This window comes from Pseudomonas sp. B21-023 (assembly GCF_024749165.1).
In the GTDB taxonomy this organism is placed as follows: Bacteria; Pseudomonadota; Gammaproteobacteria; order Pseudomonadales; family Pseudomonadaceae; genus Aquipseudomonas.
The window spans coordinates 2,258,177-2,274,824 of sequence record NZ_CP087190.1 but is presented as its reverse complement, the minus strand read 5'-3'; the positions used below and the strand labels follow the sequence as shown (position 1 = coordinate 2,274,824).

Sequence of the window (16,648 nt, the reverse complement as noted above, 5' to 3'; positions counted from 1 at the left end):
CCACACCAGTGTCCATCATCAGCGTGGGAGCGGGCTTGCCCCGCGATGAGGCCGGCCCAGGCGCTGCATCAACCGGCTGGCAAGCGAATCCTGAACTGCGCCCCACCCAACGCCGATTGCGCCACTGTGAGCGTGCCGCCCTGCCCTTCGATGGCCCGCCGGCTGATCGCCAAGCCCAAGCCGAAACCACCCGTGTTGCGATCGCGGCTGCGGTCCAGCCGGTAGAACGGCTGGAAGATCCGCTCACGCTCCTCGACTGGAATGCCGATGCCGTCGTCCTCGACCGTCACCAGGCAGGCGCCATCCTCTTCCAGGCGCAAGCGCAGCAGCAGGCTTTCGTCGCAGTAGCGCATGGCGTTGCGCACCAGGTTCTGTACCGCGCGAGCAGTCAGTCGCGGATCGAGGACGAAGCGTGGCAGGTCGGTGTCGCATTGCACCTCCCACTGGATGCCGCGATCGTCGAGCTCTTCGGCGAAACCACCGAGCACGCTGTCCACCAGCTCGAGCAACGACACCTCGACCCGCTCGCGGGCCTGGTCGGCGCTTTCCAGGCGGCTGTAGGACAGTAGCTCAAGCACCAGCTCGTCCAGCTCGCGCACATGGCCCACCAGCCCCAGCAGGCGTTTGCGGCTGGCCGGCGGCACCTCGTCGAACAGCAGCACCAGGCCGAAGTCCAGGCGGGTCAATGGCGTGCGCAGCTCGTGGGACACCGCGTTGAGCAGTTCACGCTGCTGATTGACGTGGCGCTCCAGGTCGCTGGCCATGGTGTCGAACACCCCGGCCAGCTCGCCGATGTTCGAGCGCGGCGAGATATGCGTGCGCTCGGACATCTCGCCGCGCCCCAGGCGCCGGGCGGTGTCCTTCAGGCGCTCGAGGTCGCGCCAGTGCGGCCATACCCACAGCAACAGGCAGCCGAGCATGGCCGCGCCGATCAGCACGGTCACGCCCCAGGACAGCACGTTGATGTCCAGCGGGTCGTCCGGCGAGTGCAGGCGTACCAGCCAGTCCTGGTCCAGCGGCGCCAGCGCCGTTTCGTAATAGCCCCAGTCGGCCATGCGCACCACATACAGGCCATGCTCGAGCCGGGCCTTTTCCTCGCTGCTCAGCTCGGCGTCGTCCATGCGTAGCAAGCGCACCTCCAACGGTTTGAACGCCGCGGCCAGTTCCTTTTCCACCGTCGGCCACTGCTCCCGCGGGGCCTGCTGGAACTGGCGCACGATCAGGGTCTGCACGCCCTTGGCCTGGTCGAGGTTGTAGGCCATGAAGCGATCGTGAAACAAACCGACGATGGTGTCGGGAATCAGCGCGATCGCCCCGGCATAGGCGACGATGATCACCAGGTACAACCGCACCAGGATCTTCAGCATGGCGTATCAGTACTCCCACTCGACGCGACTGAACAGGTAGCCCTTGCCCCATACGGTCTTGATCTTGCGCGCTTCACCTGCGCTGTCGTCGAAACGTCGGCGCAGCTTGGAGATGGCCACGTCCACCGAACGGTCGGTGCCGTTGAACTCGATGCCGCGCAATTGCTGGAGGATGCGGTCACGGCTCATCACCTCGCCGGCGTTGCGCGCCAGCACCACCAGCAGGTTGTACTCGCCGCTGGACAGTTCCACCTCTTCGCCGCGCCAGGTGACCGTGCGCTCGGCCAGGTCGATGCACAGCCCGCCGATCTGGATCAGGTCGCAGTCCAGGCGCGGCTCGTTGACGCTGCTGCGGCGCAGCAACGTGCGCACCCTGGCCAGCAGCACGCGGGGCTCGCACGGCTTGGTGACGTAGTCGTCGGCGCCCATCTCCAGCCCCAGCACCTGGTCGTGGCTGTCGTCGCGGGCGGTCAGCATGAGGATCGGCAGGCTCTGGCTCTCCTGGCGCAGCAGGCGGCATACCTGCAGGCCGTCCAGGCCCGGCAGCATCAGGTCGAGAATCACCAGGTCCGGTTTCTGCCGGCGGAATTCGTCCAGCACATGGTCGCCGCGGGCAATCACCCGGACATGGAAATCGTTGCGTTGCAGGTAGCTGGCGATCAGTTCGGACAACGCGCTGTCGTCTTCGACCAGGAGAATGTTCGGCATAAGGGGATTTGACGAAAGATTGAAGTAAGGCAGGATATAGAATCCCGGGCGGGCCACCGCCCATTGTTCACACTTTTTCACACACGCCCAACACAGCTTAACAGCCGTCACCCGAACGGCTGCTTTAGCATACGCTGGATCAAACCTGGAAGATCCGTATGTCCACGCTCCGTGCTTTGCGCCTGCGCCCTCTGGCGCTACTGGCGCTGATGACCCTTTCCCTGGCCGCTTGCAACGACGCCGCCGAGCAGGAAGAAAAGGCCCCGCCCTCCCAGGTCCGGGTCGAAACCCTTGCCGTGCAGCCGCTGGCCATCAGCACCGAACTCAGCGGCCGCATCCTTGCCCCCCGCACCGCCGAGGTGCGCGCCCGGGTGGCCGGCGTGGTGCTCAAGCGGGTGTACCGCGAAGGCAGCGACGTGAAACAAGGCGACGTGCTGTTCCTGATCGACCCGGCACCGTTCAAGGCCGACTTCGACAGCGCCCGCGCCACCCTGGCCAAGGCCGAGGCGACGCTGTACCAGGCGCGCCTGCAGGAGCAGCGCTACCGTGAACTGGTCGAGGACAAGGCCGTCAGCCGCCAGGAGTACGACAACGCCCGCGCCGCCTTCCTCCAGGCCGACGCTGCGGTCGGCGAAGCCAAGGCGGCGCTGGAACGCGCGCGCCTGAACCTGGGCTATGCCACCGTCACCGCACCGATCTCCGGGCGCATCGGCCGCGCCCTGGTAACCGAGGGCGCGCTGGTCGGCCAGAGCGAGACCACGCCGCTGGCCACCATCCAGCAGTTGAACCCGATCCACGCCGACGTCACCCAGTCGACCCGCGAACTCAACGCCCTGCGCCGCTCGCTGCGTGCCGGCGAGCTGCAGCAGGTGGGCCGCGACCAAGTCAAGGCCACGCTGATCCAGGACGATGGCAGCGCCTACCCGCTGGCCGGCAAGCTGCTGTTCTCCGATATCAGCGTCGACCCGAGCACCAACCAGATCACCCTGCGCAGCGAGTTCCCCAACCCGGACCTCGACCTGCTGCCCGGCAGCTATGTGCGCGTGCGCCTGGACCAGGCCGTGCAGCCTCAGGGCATCAGCGTGCCGCAACGCGCCATCCTGCGCGATAGCGCCGGTGTGCCCAAGGTGCTGCTGGTCGACCCGCAGGACCGTATCAGCGAACGCCAGGTGACCCTGGGCAGCGCCCAGGGCGACCGCTGGATCGTCAGCGAGGGCCTGGCCCCGGGTGACCGCGTGGTGGTCGAGGGCCTGCAACACGTCAAGGCCGGCGACCAGGTGCAAGTCGACGAACAACCAGGCGCCACCGCAGTCGCCCAACACAACGGCCAATGAGGGCCTGATCCATGCCGCAGTTCTTCATCGACCGCCCGGTGTTCGCCTGGGTGGTGGCCCTGTTCATCCTCCTGGTCGGCGCCCTGGCCATCCCGCAGTTGCCGGTGGCCCAGTATCCCGACGTGGCACCGCCGCAGGTGGAAATCTACGCCGTCTACCCCGGCGCCTCGGCGGCGACCATGGACGAGAGCGTGGTCAGCATCATCGAGCAGGAGCTCAACGGTGCCGACAACCTGCTTTATTTCGAATCCCAGAGCAGCCTGGGCAGCGCCACCATCACCGCCAGCTTCCAGCCCGGCACCAACCCGGACATGGCCCAGGTCGACGTGCAGAACCGCCTCAAGGTGATCGAGTCGCGCCTGCCGCGCCCGGTCACCCAGCAAGGCCTGCAGGTGGAGAAGGTGTCTACCGGCTTCCTGTTGCTGGCCACCCTCACCTCCGAGGACGGCAGCCTCGACGAGATCGCCCTGTCGGACATTCTCGCGCGCAACGTGATGAACGAGATCCGTCGCCTCAAGGGCGTCGGCAAGGCGCAGCTGTATGGCTCCGAACGGGCCATGCGCATCTGGATCGACCCGGCCAAGCTGGTCGGTTTCAACCTCACGCCCAACGACGTGGCCGAGGCCATCGCCGCGCAGAACGCCCAGGTCGCCCCCGGCAGCATCGGCGACCTGCCGAGCCGACCGACCCAGGAGATCACCGCCAACGTGGTGGTCAAGGGCCAGCTGAGCACCCCCGAGGAGTTCGCCGCCATCGTCCTGCGCGCCAACACCGACGGCTCCACGGTCACTGTCGGTGACGTGGCGCGGGTCGAGATCGGGGCCCAGGAATACCAGTACGGCACCCGCCTCAACGGCAAGGCCACCAGCGCCTTCAGCGTCAAGCTTTCGCCCGGCGCCAACGCCATGGAAACCGCGACCCTGGTCAAGCAGAAGCTCGACGAGCTGGCGCGCTACTTCCCGGCCGGGGTGAAGTACGACATCCCCTACGACACCTCGCCCTTCGTCAAGGTCTCGATCAAGCAGGTGATCAACACCCTGCTCGAGGCCATGGTGCTGGTGTTCGCGGTAATGTTCCTGTTCCTGCAGAACTTCCGTTACACGCTGATTCCGACCCTGGTGGTGCCGGTGGCGCTGATGGGCACCTTCGCAGCGATGAGCGTGCTGGGTTTCTCGGTCAACGTACTGACCCTGTTCGGCATGGTGCTGGCCATCGGCATCCTGGTGGACGACGCCATCGTCGTGGTGGAAAACGTCGAGCGGATCATGGCCGAGGAAGGCCTGCCGCCCAAGGAAGCCACGCGCAAGGCCATGGGCCAGATCAGCGGCGCCATCGTCGGCATCACCCTGGTGCTGGTGGCGGTGTTCCTGCCGATGGCCTTCATGCAAGGCTCGGTGGGGGTGATCTACCAGCAGTTCTCGGTGTCGATGGCGGTGTCGATCCTGTTCTCGGCGTTCCTCGCCCTGAGCCTGACCCCGGCCCTGTGCGCCACCCTGCTCAAGCCGCTGGAGAAAGGCGAGCACCATGAGCGCAAGGGCTTCTTCGGCTGGTTCAACCGCCGCTTCGAGGGCATGAGCAACGGCTACCAGCGCTGGGTGACCCACGCCCTGGCCCGCAGCGGTCGCTACCTGCTGGTGTACGCCGCACTGGTCGGCGTGCTGGTGTACGGTTTCAGCCAACTGCCCACCGCCTTCCTGCCCACCGAGGACCAGGGCTACACCATCACCGACATCCAGCTGCCGCCAGGCGCCAGCCAGGCGCGCACCATCGAGGTCGGGCAGCAGATCGAGGCGCACAACGCCGAAGAACCCGGCGTGGCCAACACCACGCTGATCCTCGGCTTCAGTTTCTCCGGCAGCGGGCAGAACGCGGCGCTGGCCTTCACCACGCTCAAGGACTGGTCCGAACGCGGTGGCGACGACAGCGCGCAGTCGATCGCCGAACGCGCCACCATGGCCTTCACCCAGCTCAAGGACGCCATCGCCTACGCGGTGCTGCCGCCGCCGGTGGACGGCCTGGGCGAGTCGACCGGTTTCGAGTTCCGCCTGCAGGACCGCGGCGGCATGGGCCACACCGGGCTGATGGAAGCTCGTGACCAACTGCTGGACGCGGCGCGCAAGAGCAAGGTGCTGGTCAACGTGCGCGAAGCATCGCTGGCGGAGAGCCCTCAGGTCGAGCTGGAAGTGGACCGCCGCCAGGCCAACGCCCTGGGCGTGTCGTTTGCCGATATCGGCGCGGTGCTCGACACCGCGGTGGGGTCGAACTACGTCAACGACTTCCCCAACCAGGGCCGCATGCAGCGGGTGGTGGTGCAGGCCGAAGGCGACCGGCGCAGCCAGGTCGAAGATCTGTTGAAAATCCACGTGCGCAACAGCAGCGGCAAGATGGTGCCCTTGGGCGCCTTCGTCAGCGCCCGCTGGCAGTCCGGCCCGGTGCAGCTGACCCGTTACAACGGCTACCCGGCGGTGTCGATTTCCGGCGAGCCGGCGGCCGGCTACAGCTCGGGCGAGGCCATGGCCGAGATCGAGCGCCTGGTGGCGCAGCTGCCGGCAGGTGCCGGCCTGGAGTGGACCGGCCTGTCGCTGCAGGAACGCCTGTCCGGTAGCCAGGCGCCACTGCTGATGGCACTGTCGCTGCTGGTGGTATTCCTGTGCCTGGCCGCGCTGTACGAAAGCTGGTCGATCCCCACCGCGGTGCTGCTGGTGGTGCCACTGGGCGTGCTCGGCGCGGTGCTCGCGGTGACCCTGCGCGGCCTGCCCAACGACGTGTTCTTCAAGGTCGGCCTGATCACCCTGATCGGCCTGTCGGCGAAGAACGCCATCCTGATCATCGAGTTCGCCAAGGACCTGGTGGACCAAGGCGTCGATGCGGCGGACGCGACGATCCAGGCCGCGCGTCTGCGTCTGCGCCCGATCGTGATGACCTCGCTGGCGTTCATCCTCGGCGTGGTGCCGCTGGCCATCGCCAGCGGCGCCAGCTCGGCCAGCCAGCAAGCCATCGGCACCGGGGTGATCGGCGGCATGCTCAGCGCCACCTTCGCCGTGGTGTTCGTGCCGGTGTTCTTCGTCGTGGTGATGCGCCTGGCCGGGCGCGGCAAGACCAAGGCGGCGCAGGTGGCCACCCACCAGGCCTGACTGGACAAGCCCTGCGGTAAATGGGAGGGTTCCCGGCATTGACTGCCCGGAACCCTTTTTCATGCCCGACGTTCTTCCCCCCTGCTCCATCCTTATTCTTGCCGGCGGCCGTGGCCAGCGCATGGGCGGGCGCGACAAGGGGCTGGTGCCCTGGTGTGGCGAGCCGTTGGTGGCGCATGTGCAACGCGCCGTGCGGGCACTGAGCGATGACCTGGTGATCTCCTGCAACCGCAACCAGGCGGCCTACGCGATCTACGCCGACCAGCTCGTCACGGACGCCGAAGCGGACTTTCCCGGCCCGCTGGCCGGCGTGATCAGCGGGCTCAGGGCAGCCCGGCACGAATGGGTGGTAGTGCTGGCCTGCGATGCGCCGCGCATCGACCGGGCGCTGGTCGAGGACCTGCTGCGCCTGGCCGTGGCGCATGACAGCGCGGCCATGGTGCGCCAGGGTGGGTATTGGCAGCCGATGTTCAGTGTGTTGCCCCGGCGCGTGTTGCCATTGCTGGAGCAAGCCTGGCAGGTGGGCGAACGGAGTTTGCAGAAGGCTTTGCTGCAGGCGAGTTTACAGGGGTTGGCGTGTGCCGAGGACGATGCGCGATTGAGTAACTTCAACAGTCCGGATCTGTTGCGCGATTAACGCTCGCCTGTTCGGCCCCTATCACTGGGCAAAAAAAGGCCCCAAGGCAGGGACACCTGGGGCCAAGCGGTTGGATTTCCCAACCAAAGGAGGCATTTCAACCTTGGGCCGGCCAGCCACCGCCCAAGGCACGGAACAGATCGACCAGTGCCAGCTGGCGCTGGGTGCTGGCCTCGATGAACGCCGCTTCGTTGACATAGCCGCTGCGCTGCGCGTCCAGGTAGCGCAGGTGGTTGTCCACCCCGCCCTCATAGCGCGCCTTGGCCAGCGTTACGGTCGCCCGGCTGGTGTCGGCCAGGGCACGCCGCGCGGCTTCCTCGCGGCGCAAGGTATCGGTGGCGGCCAGGGCGTCGGCCACTTCGCGGAAGGCGCTCTGGATCGTGCCTTCGTAAGCGGCCACCGCCGAGTCCTTGCGCGCCTCGGCCAGGTTCAGGCCGGCCTTGTTGCGCCCGGCGTCGAACAGCGGCAGCGACAGTTGCGGCATGAACGTCCAGCTACGCGAGCCACCGTCGAACAACCCGGACATCTGCGCGCTGGAGGTGCCGAAACTGCCGGTCAGGCTGATCCGCGGGAAGAACGCCGCCCGCGCCGCGCCGATATCGGCATTGCGCGCCCGCAGCCGGTGCTCGGCGGCGAGGATGTCCGGGCGGCGCTCGATCAGCGCCGACGGCGCGCCTGGGGCGATGTCCTGCAGGACCATCGGCGCCTGCGCCCGCTCGGCGGGAATCGACTTGGCCGCCTCGGCGCTGCCCAGCAGCAGCACCAGGGCGTTGTAGGCCTGGCGCTGCTCGCGCACGATGCCTTCCAATTCGGCCCGTGACTGCTCGACCAGCCCCAACGCCTCCTGATGGTCCAGTGCCGTGGCCGTGCCGGCGGCGCGCCGCTGGCCGACCAGGGCCAGCGAGTCCTCGCGGCTAGCCAGGGTCTGGCGGGTCAGCGCCAGGCGCCGTTCGGCACCGTCCAGGCTCAGGTAGGCCTGGCTGACATCGGCGATCAGCGCAATGCGGGCGGCGCGGCCGGCCTCCTCGGTGGACAGGTACTGTTCCAGGGCCGCATCGCTCAGGCTCTTGACCCGACCGAACAGGTCCACTTCGTACTCTGGCAGCGACAGCCCCACCTGGTAGCTGCTGCTGACCCCTTCCCTGCCGCTGTTCGACAGGTCCGCCGGCAAGTGCTGGCGATTGCCGGAAGCTCCGGCACTCAGGCCAGGCACCCGATCGGCCCGCTGGATGCGGTATTGCGCTCGGGCCTGCTCGATGTCGAGCAGGGTCTGACGCAGAGAGCGGTTGTTGTCGAGTGCCGTGGCGACCAGTTGGCGCAAGGCCGGATCGACGATGAACGCCTGCCAGTCCAGCTGCTCCACCGACTTGCCATGATGGCCGGCGGCATCGCCCCAGGCAGCCGCCACCGGCGCCTCCGGGCGCTGGTAGGTCGGCGCCAGGGAACAGCCGACCAGGGTCAAGGCCAGCACGAACGGTAGTGCACATTTACCCATGACCATCACTTCGCCACCTCGACAGCGTGTTGCACAGGGGCCGGCTTGCGCTTGAGCAGCTTCAGCACCCAGACGAAACAGATCGGCACGAACACTACGCCCAGCAAGGTGGCGCTGAGCATGCCGCCAATCACCCCGGTACCGATGGCGCGCTGGCTCGCCGCGCCGGCGCCGGTGGCGATGGCCAGGGGCACCACGCCGAGGATGAAGGCCATGGAGGTCATCACGATCGGGCGCAAACGCAGGCGCGCGGCCTCGATGGCGGCGTCGCTCAAGCTGTAACCCTTCTCCCACAGCTCCTTGGCGAACTCGACGATCAGGATGGCGTTCTTCGCCGCCAGGCCAATGATGGTGATCAGGCCGACCTTGAAGTACACGTCGTTGGGCATGCCGGTGAGCAGTACCGCCCAGACCGCGCCCAAGGCGCCGATCGGCACGATCAGCATCACCGTCAGCGGGATTGCCCAGCTCTCGTACAGCGCCACCAGCAGCAGGAACACCACCAGGATGGCCAGGGCGAACAGGCCGGCAGCCTGGCCGCTGGACACCTTTTCCTGGTACGAAAGGCCGGTCCAGGCATAACCAATGCCAGGTGGCAACTCGCTGACCAGACGCTCCATCTCGGCCATCGCCTGGCCAGTGCTGTAGCCGGGCGCGGCGTCACCGGCGATGCGGATCGACGGGTAACCGTTGTAGCGCACCAGTTGTACCGGCCCCTCCTCCCAGCGAGTGGAGACAAAGGCGCTGAACGGCACCTGCTCGCCGCTGACATTGGGTGCATACAGGCGTAGCACGCTTTCCGGGGACATGCGCTCGCCCTGCTCGGCCTGCACCACCACGCGCTGCTGGCGCCCGGCATTGCTGAAGTCGTTGATCACCGCCGAACCGAAGGCGGTGGCCAGGGTGCTGTTGATGGTCTCGAAGCTCACGCCCAGGGTGCGGGCTTTCTCGCGGTCGATCTGCACGCGTAGCTGCGGCGCCTCGGCCAGGCCCTCCATCATCGCGTAGAGGATCACCGGGTTGCCGTTGGCGCGGGCCAACAGCTGATCACGGGCCGCCAGCAGCGCATCGCGCCCCAGGCCGCCACGGTCCATCAGGCGCAGGGCGAAACCGCCGGAGTTGCCCAGGCCGTCGATCGGCGGAGGCATGACCGCGGTGATGGCACCATCGCCATTGGCCGCGAACTGGGCGTTGATGGCTGCGGTTTCCGCCTCTGCCGACTGCTCCTTGCCGCGCACGGACCAGTCCTTGTAGGTGGGGAACGCCAGCGCGGCGTTGTCGCCCTGGCCCGAGAAGCTGAAGCCGCTGACGATGAACGAGCTGGCCAACGCGTCGCGCGACATCAGGTACTTTTCCAGTGCCTCGGCGGTGTGGTCGGTGCGTACCCGGCTGGCGCCGGGCGGCAGTTGCACGTCGACGATGCTGTAGCCCAGGTCTTCTGCTGGCACGAAGGCCTCCGGCAGGCGCAGGTAGGAGTAGCCGAGCACCACCAGGATACCGACGTAGGCGAGCATCCAGCGCCCGGCACGGGCCACCAGGGCGCTGTTCATCACCGAGTAGCGCTCGGTGACGCGGGCAAAGGCGCGGTTGAAGGCACCGAAAAAACCACCCTTTTCATGGTGGCCATGGGGCACCGGCTTGAGCAGGGTGGCGCACAGCGCCGGGGTGAAGGTCAGGGCGAGGAAGCCGGAGAACAGGATCGACACCGCCAGCGAGACGGAAAACTGCTGATAGATCACCCCGACCGATCCGGACATGAACGCCAACGGCAGGAACACCGCGGCCAGCACCAAAGTGATGCCGATGATCGCCCCGGATACCTGCCCCATCGCCTTGATGGTGGCCTCCACCGGCGACAAGCCTTCCTCGGCCATCAACCGCTCGACGTTCTCCACCACCACGATGGCGTCATCTACCAGGATACCGATGGCCAGCACCATGCCGAACATGGTCATCATGTTCACCGAGAAACCGAGCAGCTTCATGACCATCAGCGTACCCAGCAGGCACACCGGCACCACGATCGACGGGATCAGGGTGTAGCGCACGTTCTGCAGGAACAGGAACATCACCAGGAACACCAGCACCATGGCTTCGATCAAGGTGTGGATGACCTTCTCGATGGCCACATCGACGAAGCGCGAGGTGTCGTACGGCACCGAGTATTCAACGCCTTCCGGGAAGAACTGCGACAGCTCGGCCAGGCGCTCCTTGACCAGCGTCGCGGTCTGGATGGCATTGGCGCCAGGTGCCAGCTGCACCGCGCCGGCCACGGCCGGTTTGCCATCCAGGCGCGAGGACAGGTTGTAGTTCTCGCTACCGATGGCCATGCGTGCCACATCGCCCAGGCGTACGCTGGAGCCGTCCGGGTTGGCGCGCAGGACGATGGCGGCGAACGCCTCCGGCGTTTCCAGGGTGCCTTGCACAGCCAGCGTCGCGGTCAGTTCCTGCTCGCTGGCCCCCGGCGTGCTGCCGAAGCTGCCGGCAGGCACCTGGACGTTCTGGCCACGGATGGCGTTGTTGATATCGTCGATGGACAGGCCATAGCCCACCAGTTTCTGCGGATCAACCCAGACCCGCATGGCCGCCTCCGAAGAGAAGAACTGCAGCTTGCCCACACCCGGCACGCGCAACAGCTCGTTATTGATGTTGCGTGCGGCATAATCGGCCAAGGCCGTGGTATCACCCTGATCACCGGCCGTGCTGGTCAAGGCGTAGATCAGCAGGAAGCCGGAACTGGCCTGCTCGACCTTGAGCCCCTGGATCAGCACCGCCTGGGGCATGCGCGCCTCGGCCTTCTTCAGGCGGTTCTGCACATCGACCTGGGCCATGTCCGGCTGGGTGCCGGGCTCGAACGTCACCAGCACTTCGGCCACGCCGTTGGAGTTGTTGGTGGACTCGTAGTAAAGCAGGCCCTTGGCGCCGTTCAACGACTCCTCGATGATGCTGGTCACCGACTCCACCAGCACCTTGGCCGAGGCGCCCGGGTAGGAGGCGGTGATGGAGATCTGTGGCGGTGCCACGCTGGGGTACTGGGCCACCGGCAGCGCCGGGATCACCAGCAGGCCGGCCAGGGAAATGAACAGCGCCACGACCCAGGCGAAGTTCGGCCGATTGATGAAGAACTTGGACATCTCGCTACCCTCGCCTTAGTGTGCCGCGGCCTGTTGCGCCTGGGCCGGCTGCACCGACATGCCAGGCGCAAGGCCGGCCGGGCCGCCGACGATGACCTGGTCACCGGCGCGCAGGCCCTCGGTGATCTGCCAGCGCGAGCCGTGCATCCCGCCGGTGCGCACGCTGCGCGCCTCGGCCAGGTTGCCGTTGCCGACCACCAGCACCCGCGCCTCGCCGTCGCTGCCGCGCTGCACCGCGCGCTGCGGCACCAGGATGGCCTGCTGGTCGGTGCCCTGTGGGGTACGCACGCGCACGTACATGCCCGGCAGCAGGATGCCGTCGGCATTGTCGAAGCGACCGCGCAAGGTGACCTGGCCGGTGCCACGGTCGACCGCCACGTCGGTGAACATCAGCGCGCCCTGGCGCTGGTAGTCGGTGCCTTCCACCTGGGCGGTCAGCGCCTTGTCGTCGCCACCACCGAGCGTGCCTTCCTTGAGGGCCTGACGCAGACGCAGGGCTTCGGCGGCGGACTGGGTGAAGTCGACGTAGATCGGATCGAGCTGCTGGATGCGCGCCATCAAGGTGGCGTCGCCCTGCCCGACCAGGGCGCCTTCGGTGGCCAGGGCGCGGCCGACGCGGCCGGAGATCGGCGCGGTGACCGTGGCATAGCCCAGGTTCAGGCGCGCGGTCTGCACGTCGGCCTGGGCCGAGCGCACGGCCGCCTGGGCGCTGCGCAGCTCGGCGCTGGCGGTGTCGAAGTCCTGCTGGCTGACCGCCTCGATCTTGACCAGCGGCTCATAGCGCTTGACCCGTGCCTGGGCCTCCTGCTGCACCGCCTGGGCCCGCGCAAGGTCGGCCTCGACACGCGCCAGGGCAGCCTTGAACGGTGCCGGGTCGATCTGGAACAGCACATCGCCGGCCTTGACGTCGGCGCCTTCCTCGAAACGTTTGTGCAGGACAATGCCGGCCACCCGGGCACGCACCTCGGCCACCCGCATCGGTTCGACCCGGCCCGGCAAGGTCGAGGTAAGGGCCAACTGTTCGCTGGCCAGCGTCACGGTCTCCACCGGAAATGCCGTTTCAGTCACGGCCTGCTGTTCTTCAGCCACTCCGCAACCGGCCAGCGCTACCGCCACTGCCAGCCAGCTGACCATCCCTATTGCACGCAAATTGCTCATGAACTCACCCGAGCCGTTAGCTAAAATTGGCGCGAATGGTACTTGCACATTGATTTTGAGTCAATTTGGTCTCATTTGAAGTTTTTGTGAAATGTTGTAATCACCCTTCCGATCGTCGGCTGAGCGCAGCCTGGGCCCATGGCAGGCGTCAAATGAACACTACCTGCTGAGGAGATCCCCATGACCTTCCATGCCGTGGCCAGCCTCGACCTGCTCGAAGAACACCGTCCCCTGCGCGTCCAGGCCGGCACCGAAGACATCGTCCTGGTGCGCCAGGGCGAGCGGGTGCGTGCCTACCAGGCCAACTGCCCGCATGAGGGCGCGCCACTGGAACAAGGCGCGGTCTGTGGGGGGTTGCTGATCTGCCCATGGCACAAGGCCGCCTTCGCCGTGGATGAGGGCGCGGTGTGCGAGCCCCCGGCGCTGGCCGGTCTGCGCCGTCATGCCGTGCAGGTCAGGAACGGCCAGCTATGGGTGGACGACCAGCCACTGCCCGAGGCCGAAGCGCCGCGCCACCGCGACGCGCGCACCTTCGTCGTGGTGGGTGCCGGCGCCGCCGGGGCGGCCGCCATCGCCACCTTGCTCGACCATGGCTTTGCCGGGCGCCTGCTGTGGATCGACCAGGAACAGCCGAACGCCTACGATCGCACCGCGCTGAGCAAGTTCGTCATCGCCGGGCAGATGCCGGTGGACGACGTATCCTCATTGCTCGCCCCAGTCGACCTGCGCCGAGGCCAGCTGCGGCGCATGCACGGCAAGGTACGCGCGCTGGATGCCGGCAAGCGCGTGATCAGCCTGGCCGACGGCCAGCAGTTGAAGTACGACGCCGCCCTGCTGGCCACCGGCGGCAAGCCCTACCGCCCCCAGCTCCCCGGCGTGCAACTGCCCGGCATCTGCGTACTGCGCTCGCGCACCGATGCCGCGCAGCTGCTCGACCTGGCCGAGCCGGGCCAGCCGGTGGTGATCATCGGCGACGGTTTCATCGGCCTGGAGGCCGCCAGCGCCCTGTGCAAGTACGGCCTGCAGGTGCATGTGGTCACGCGTCACGCCATCCCGCTGGCCCGGCAGTTGGGCGAGCGCGTCGGCCAGACCCTGCGCGAGCTGCATGAGCGCAAGGGTGTGCAGTTCCACGGGCCGACCGAGGTGATCGGCTTCGAGGGCCGCGAGCGCGTCGAGGCCGTGCTGCTGGCCAATGGCGAGCGCCTGGAGACCGCGCTGGTGCTGCTGGGTACCGGCGTCACCCCGGCCACCCGCTTCGTCCAGGGCCTGCCCCTGGCCGAAGACCATTCGCTCACGGTGGACGCGCACCTGCAGGCCGCCGACGGCCTGTGGGCGGCGGGCGATATCGCCACTTTCCCCCTGGCTGGCCGCCCGGTGCGCATCGAGCACTGGCGCCTGGCCCAGCAGCATGGCGTGATCGCCGCCGCCAACATGCTCGGCGAACGGCGCCGCTACGACGACGTGCCGTTTTTCTGGACCTACCAGCACGGGCGCACCTACGAGGTGCTCGGGCATGCCGCGGGTTGGAACCGGATCGAGTACGTCGGCACGCCGGAGCAAGGCGACTTCGTTGCCCTGCAATGCCTGGACGACCAGGTCGAGGCAGTGATTGCCAAGGGCTATTCACGGGCCATGGCGGTGCTGTCGCAGCGCCTGAAGCGGCCCCTGTCGAGCCGCGAGGCGCGTGAGCTGATCGATGCCTGGGCGGATGGATGAGCCTCGCGCCAGCGCCTTGAAACGGTGCCTGGCCTGCGCTTTCAATGCAGGGAGGAACTGTGTAAAAGAGGGAAACCCCTCTCATGGCATCAGAAAAGGATTATCTGTAATGATCTACCGCCCTCTCGGCCATTCTGGCCTGCAAGTCTCGGCCCTCACCCTCGGCAGCATGATGTTCGGCGAACAGACCAGCACCGAAGACTCGCTGCGCATCATCGACAAGGCCTGGGACCAGGGCATCAACTTCGTCGACACCGCCGATGTCTACAATGGCGGCCGCTCCGAGGAAATCGTCGGCGAGGCGGTGGCGCGCAACCGTCACGAGTGGATCATCGCCTCCAAGGCCGGCTATGGCCCGGTCGATGGCCTGCCGAACCGCAGCGGCCTGTCGCGCAAACACCTGTTCAATGCCATCGAGGCCACCCTCACGCGCATGGGCACCGACTACCTGGACATCTACTACCTGCACCGCGAGGACCATTCGGTACCGCTGGAAGAAACCGTGCGCGCCATCGGCGACCTGCTGGCGCAAGGCAAGATCCGCTACTGGGGCGTGTCCAACTTCCGCGGCTGGCGCATCGCCGAGATCTGCAACGTGGCGCAAAGGCTCGGCGTGGCCAAGCCGGTGGTCAGCCAGCCGCTGTACAACATCGTCAACCGCCAGGCCGAGCCCGAACAACTCACCGCCGCCGCCTACCATGGCCTGGGTGTGGTGCCGTTCAGCCCGCTGGCCCGTGGCGTGCTCAGCGGCAAGTACGCGCCAGGCTCCACTCCCGACGAAGGCAGCCGTGCCGGCCGCCAGGACAAGCGCATCATGGAAGTGGAATGGCGCCAGGAATCGCTGGCTATCGCCCAGAAGATCCATGCCTATACCGAGGCCAAGGGCGTGGGCATCGTCGAATTCGCCATCGCCTGGGTGCTGAACAACCGCCTGGTCAGCTCGGCCATCGTCGGGCCGCGCACCGAGGCGCAGTGGGACACCTATGCCGGTGCGCTGGAGGTCAAGGTCACGGCGGAGGACGAGGCCTTCATCGATTCGCTGGTGACGCCCGGCCATGCCTCGACGCCCGGTTTCAACGATGTCGCCCACTTCGTCAGCGGGCGCCTGGCGCGCTGACACCTGCTCCAGGGCGTGGAGTGAGGCGTGGGAGCGGGCTTGCCCCGCGATGAAGGTTGCGCAATGCCTGGCACCCGCTACGCGGGTGTTCGCGGAGCAACCCGCTCCCACGTTGTCCCCTGCAGATCGACAGTTCATGTGTCCGCAAGCCCAATGGCGGTCCGCGCCGATTACTGGCATTGTGTGTCTTTACCAGCGCAAAGGACGCGCTCCATGGCCCTGCACCTCTGGTTGACGTTCTCCTTCGCCTACCTGCTCACCTCGCTGCTGCCCGGCCCGAATGTCCTGCTCACCGTGCGCAATGCCTTGCGCTATGGCCCTTCCGGCATGGGCATGACCCTGTTCGGCAACCTCACCGCGCAACTGCTGACGATCACCGCCGTGGCCATGGGCGTGGGTGCCCTGCTGATCTCGTTGCCCACGGCGTTCCTGGTGCTGAAGCTGGCCGGCGCCGCTTACCTGATCTACCTCGGCCTGCGCCAGTTGCTGGGTAAAGGCGCCCCCACCGCGTCGACGGCGCAGGTGGTCGCGACGCCGCCCCAGACGCAATGGCGGATCGCCGTGGAAGCCTTCCTGGTCTCGGCGAGCAACCCCAAGACTCTGGTATTTTTCTGCGCCTTCCTGCCGCAGTTCCTCGAGCCTGGGCGGCCAATCTTCTGCCAGTTCGCGGCCATGTACCTGAGCGGCTCGCTGATCGTCTGCCTGGTGCACTCCTTCTACTGCTTCACCGCCTGGCGCTTCGGCCTGCGCCTGAAGGCTTCGCCCCTGGCGGCCTGGTTCAAGCGCGCCAGCGGCGCGCTGTTCATTGGCCTGGGCGTGCGTCTACTCAACACCCGGGCGGTGTAGGC

The 16,648-nt window shown here is 67.1% G+C and carries 11 protein-coding genes; 6 read left to right on the top strand and 5 right to left on the bottom strand.

The window, feature by feature from the left end; genetic code table 11:
• Positions 1–68: 68 nt before the first annotated feature.
• Complete coding sequence (locus tag LOY42_RS10445) at positions 69–1,367, bottom strand: ATP-binding protein (RefSeq protein WP_110701519.1); 1,299 nt, start codon at positions 1,365–1,367, stop codon at positions 69–71.
• A 6-nt stretch (positions 1,368–1,373) separates the two neighbouring features.
• Positions 1,374–2,075: a response regulator transcription factor gene (locus LOY42_RS10440; protein WP_110701517.1), complete on the bottom strand. Its 702-nt coding sequence runs from the start codon at positions 2,073–2,075 to the stop codon at positions 1,374–1,376.
• 158 nt (positions 2,076–2,233) lie between these two features.
• Here LOY42_RS10440 and LOY42_RS10435 point away from each other — a divergent pair, with 158 nt between their 5' ends.
• The 3 genes from LOY42_RS10435 to mobA all read left to right on the top strand — a co-directional run bounded on the left by LOY42_RS10435 (position 2,234) and on the right by mobA (position 7,180).
• On the top strand, positions 2,234–3,409 hold the full coding sequence (locus LOY42_RS10435) for an efflux RND transporter periplasmic adaptor subunit (protein ID WP_139670353.1): 1,176 nt from the start codon (positions 2,234–2,236) through the stop codon (positions 3,407–3,409).
• An 11-nt stretch (positions 3,410–3,420) separates the two neighbouring features.
• Positions 3,421–6,543, top strand: a complete 3,123-nt coding sequence (locus tag LOY42_RS10430; RefSeq protein ID WP_258600524.1) for an efflux RND transporter permease subunit — start codon at positions 3,421–3,423, stop codon at positions 6,541–6,543.
• A gap of 61 nt (positions 6,544–6,604) precedes the next feature.
• Positions 6,605–7,180, top strand: coding sequence for a molybdenum cofactor guanylyltransferase MobA (gene mobA / locus LOY42_RS10425; protein ID WP_139670349.1), 576 nt, complete (start codon positions 6,605–6,607; stop codon positions 7,178–7,180).
• 97 nt (positions 7,181–7,277) lie between these two features.
• On the opposite strand, the gene LOY42_RS10420 is transcribed toward mobA, so the two are convergent.
• The 3 genes from LOY42_RS10420 to LOY42_RS10410 are packed head-to-tail and all read right to left on the bottom strand — an operon-like array spanning position 7,278 to position 12,967.
• Complete coding sequence (locus LOY42_RS10420; protein WP_139670347.1) at positions 7,278–8,681, bottom strand: efflux transporter outer membrane subunit; 1,404 nt, start codon at positions 8,679–8,681, stop codon at positions 7,278–7,280.
• Positions 8,681–11,809, bottom strand: coding sequence for an efflux RND transporter permease subunit (locus tag LOY42_RS10415; RefSeq protein ID WP_258600522.1), 3,129 nt, complete (start codon positions 11,807–11,809; stop codon positions 8,681–8,683). Before LOY42_RS10415 ends, LOY42_RS10420 begins: the two co-directional genes overlap by 1 nt.
• Before the next feature lie 15 nt (positions 11,810–11,824).
• A complete protein-coding gene (locus tag LOY42_RS10410; RefSeq protein ID WP_258600520.1) occupies positions 11,825–12,967 on the bottom strand; it encodes a MexC family multidrug efflux RND transporter periplasmic adaptor subunit in 1,143 nt (380 codons plus the stop codon).
• A gap of 180 nt (positions 12,968–13,147) precedes the next feature.
• Between LOY42_RS10410 and LOY42_RS10405 the strand changes: the two genes are divergently transcribed.
• The 3 genes from LOY42_RS10405 (at position 13,148) to LOY42_RS10395 (ending at position 16,646) form a co-directional block, all read left to right on the top strand.
• A complete protein-coding gene (locus LOY42_RS10405) occupies positions 13,148–14,683 on the top strand; it encodes an FAD-dependent oxidoreductase (protein WP_139670343.1) in 1,536 nt (511 codons plus the stop codon).
• Between the two features lie 109 nt (positions 14,684–14,792).
• Positions 14,793–15,800 (top strand): aldo/keto reductase, encoded by a 1,008-nt coding sequence (locus tag LOY42_RS10400; protein ID WP_258600518.1) that lies wholly within the window; start codon positions 14,793–14,795, stop codon positions 15,798–15,800.
• A gap of 213 nt (positions 15,801–16,013) precedes the next feature.
• Positions 16,014–16,646, top strand: a complete 633-nt coding sequence (locus LOY42_RS10395; protein WP_258600516.1) for a LysE family translocator — start codon at positions 16,014–16,016, stop codon at positions 16,644–16,646.
• The last annotated feature ends 2 nt before the right edge of the window (positions 16,647–16,648 follow it).

What these genes read in the sequence shown, in the direction of transcription:
- LOY42_RS10445 (WP_110701519.1), bottom strand. Translation starts at nt 1,367, where the DNA reads ATGCTGAAGATCCTGGTGCGGTTGTACCTGGTGATCATCGTCGCCTAT.
- LOY42_RS10440 (WP_110701517.1), bottom strand. Translation starts at nt 2,075, where the DNA reads ATGCCGAACATTCTCCTGGTCGAAGACGACAGCGCGTTGTCCGAACTG.
- LOY42_RS10435 (WP_139670353.1), top strand. Translation starts at nt 2,234, where the DNA reads ATGTCCACGCTCCGTGCTTTGCGCCTGCGCCCTCTGGCGCTACTGGCG.
- LOY42_RS10430 (WP_258600524.1), top strand. Translation starts at nt 3,421, where the DNA reads ATGCCGCAGTTCTTCATCGACCGCCCGGTGTTCGCCTGGGTGGTGGCC.
- mobA (WP_139670349.1), top strand. Translation starts at nt 6,605, where the DNA reads ATGCCCGACGTTCTTCCCCCCTGCTCCATCCTTATTCTTGCCGGCGGC.
- LOY42_RS10420 (WP_139670347.1), bottom strand. Translation starts at nt 8,681, where the DNA reads ATGGTCATGGGTAAATGTGCACTACCGTTCGTGCTGGCCTTGACCCTG.
- LOY42_RS10415 (WP_258600522.1), bottom strand. Translation starts at nt 11,809, where the DNA reads ATGTCCAAGTTCTTCATCAATCGGCCGAACTTCGCCTGGGTCGTGGCG.
- LOY42_RS10410 (WP_258600520.1), bottom strand. Translation starts at nt 12,967, where the DNA reads ATGAGCAATTTGCGTGCAATAGGGATGGTCAGCTGGCTGGCAGTGGCG.
- LOY42_RS10405 (WP_139670343.1), top strand. Translation starts at nt 13,148, where the DNA reads ATGACCTTCCATGCCGTGGCCAGCCTCGACCTGCTCGAAGAACACCGT.
- LOY42_RS10400 (WP_258600518.1), top strand. Translation starts at nt 14,793, where the DNA reads ATGATCTACCGCCCTCTCGGCCATTCTGGCCTGCAAGTCTCGGCCCTC.
- LOY42_RS10395 (WP_258600516.1), top strand. Translation starts at nt 16,014, where the DNA reads ATGGCCCTGCACCTCTGGTTGACGTTCTCCTTCGCCTACCTGCTCACC.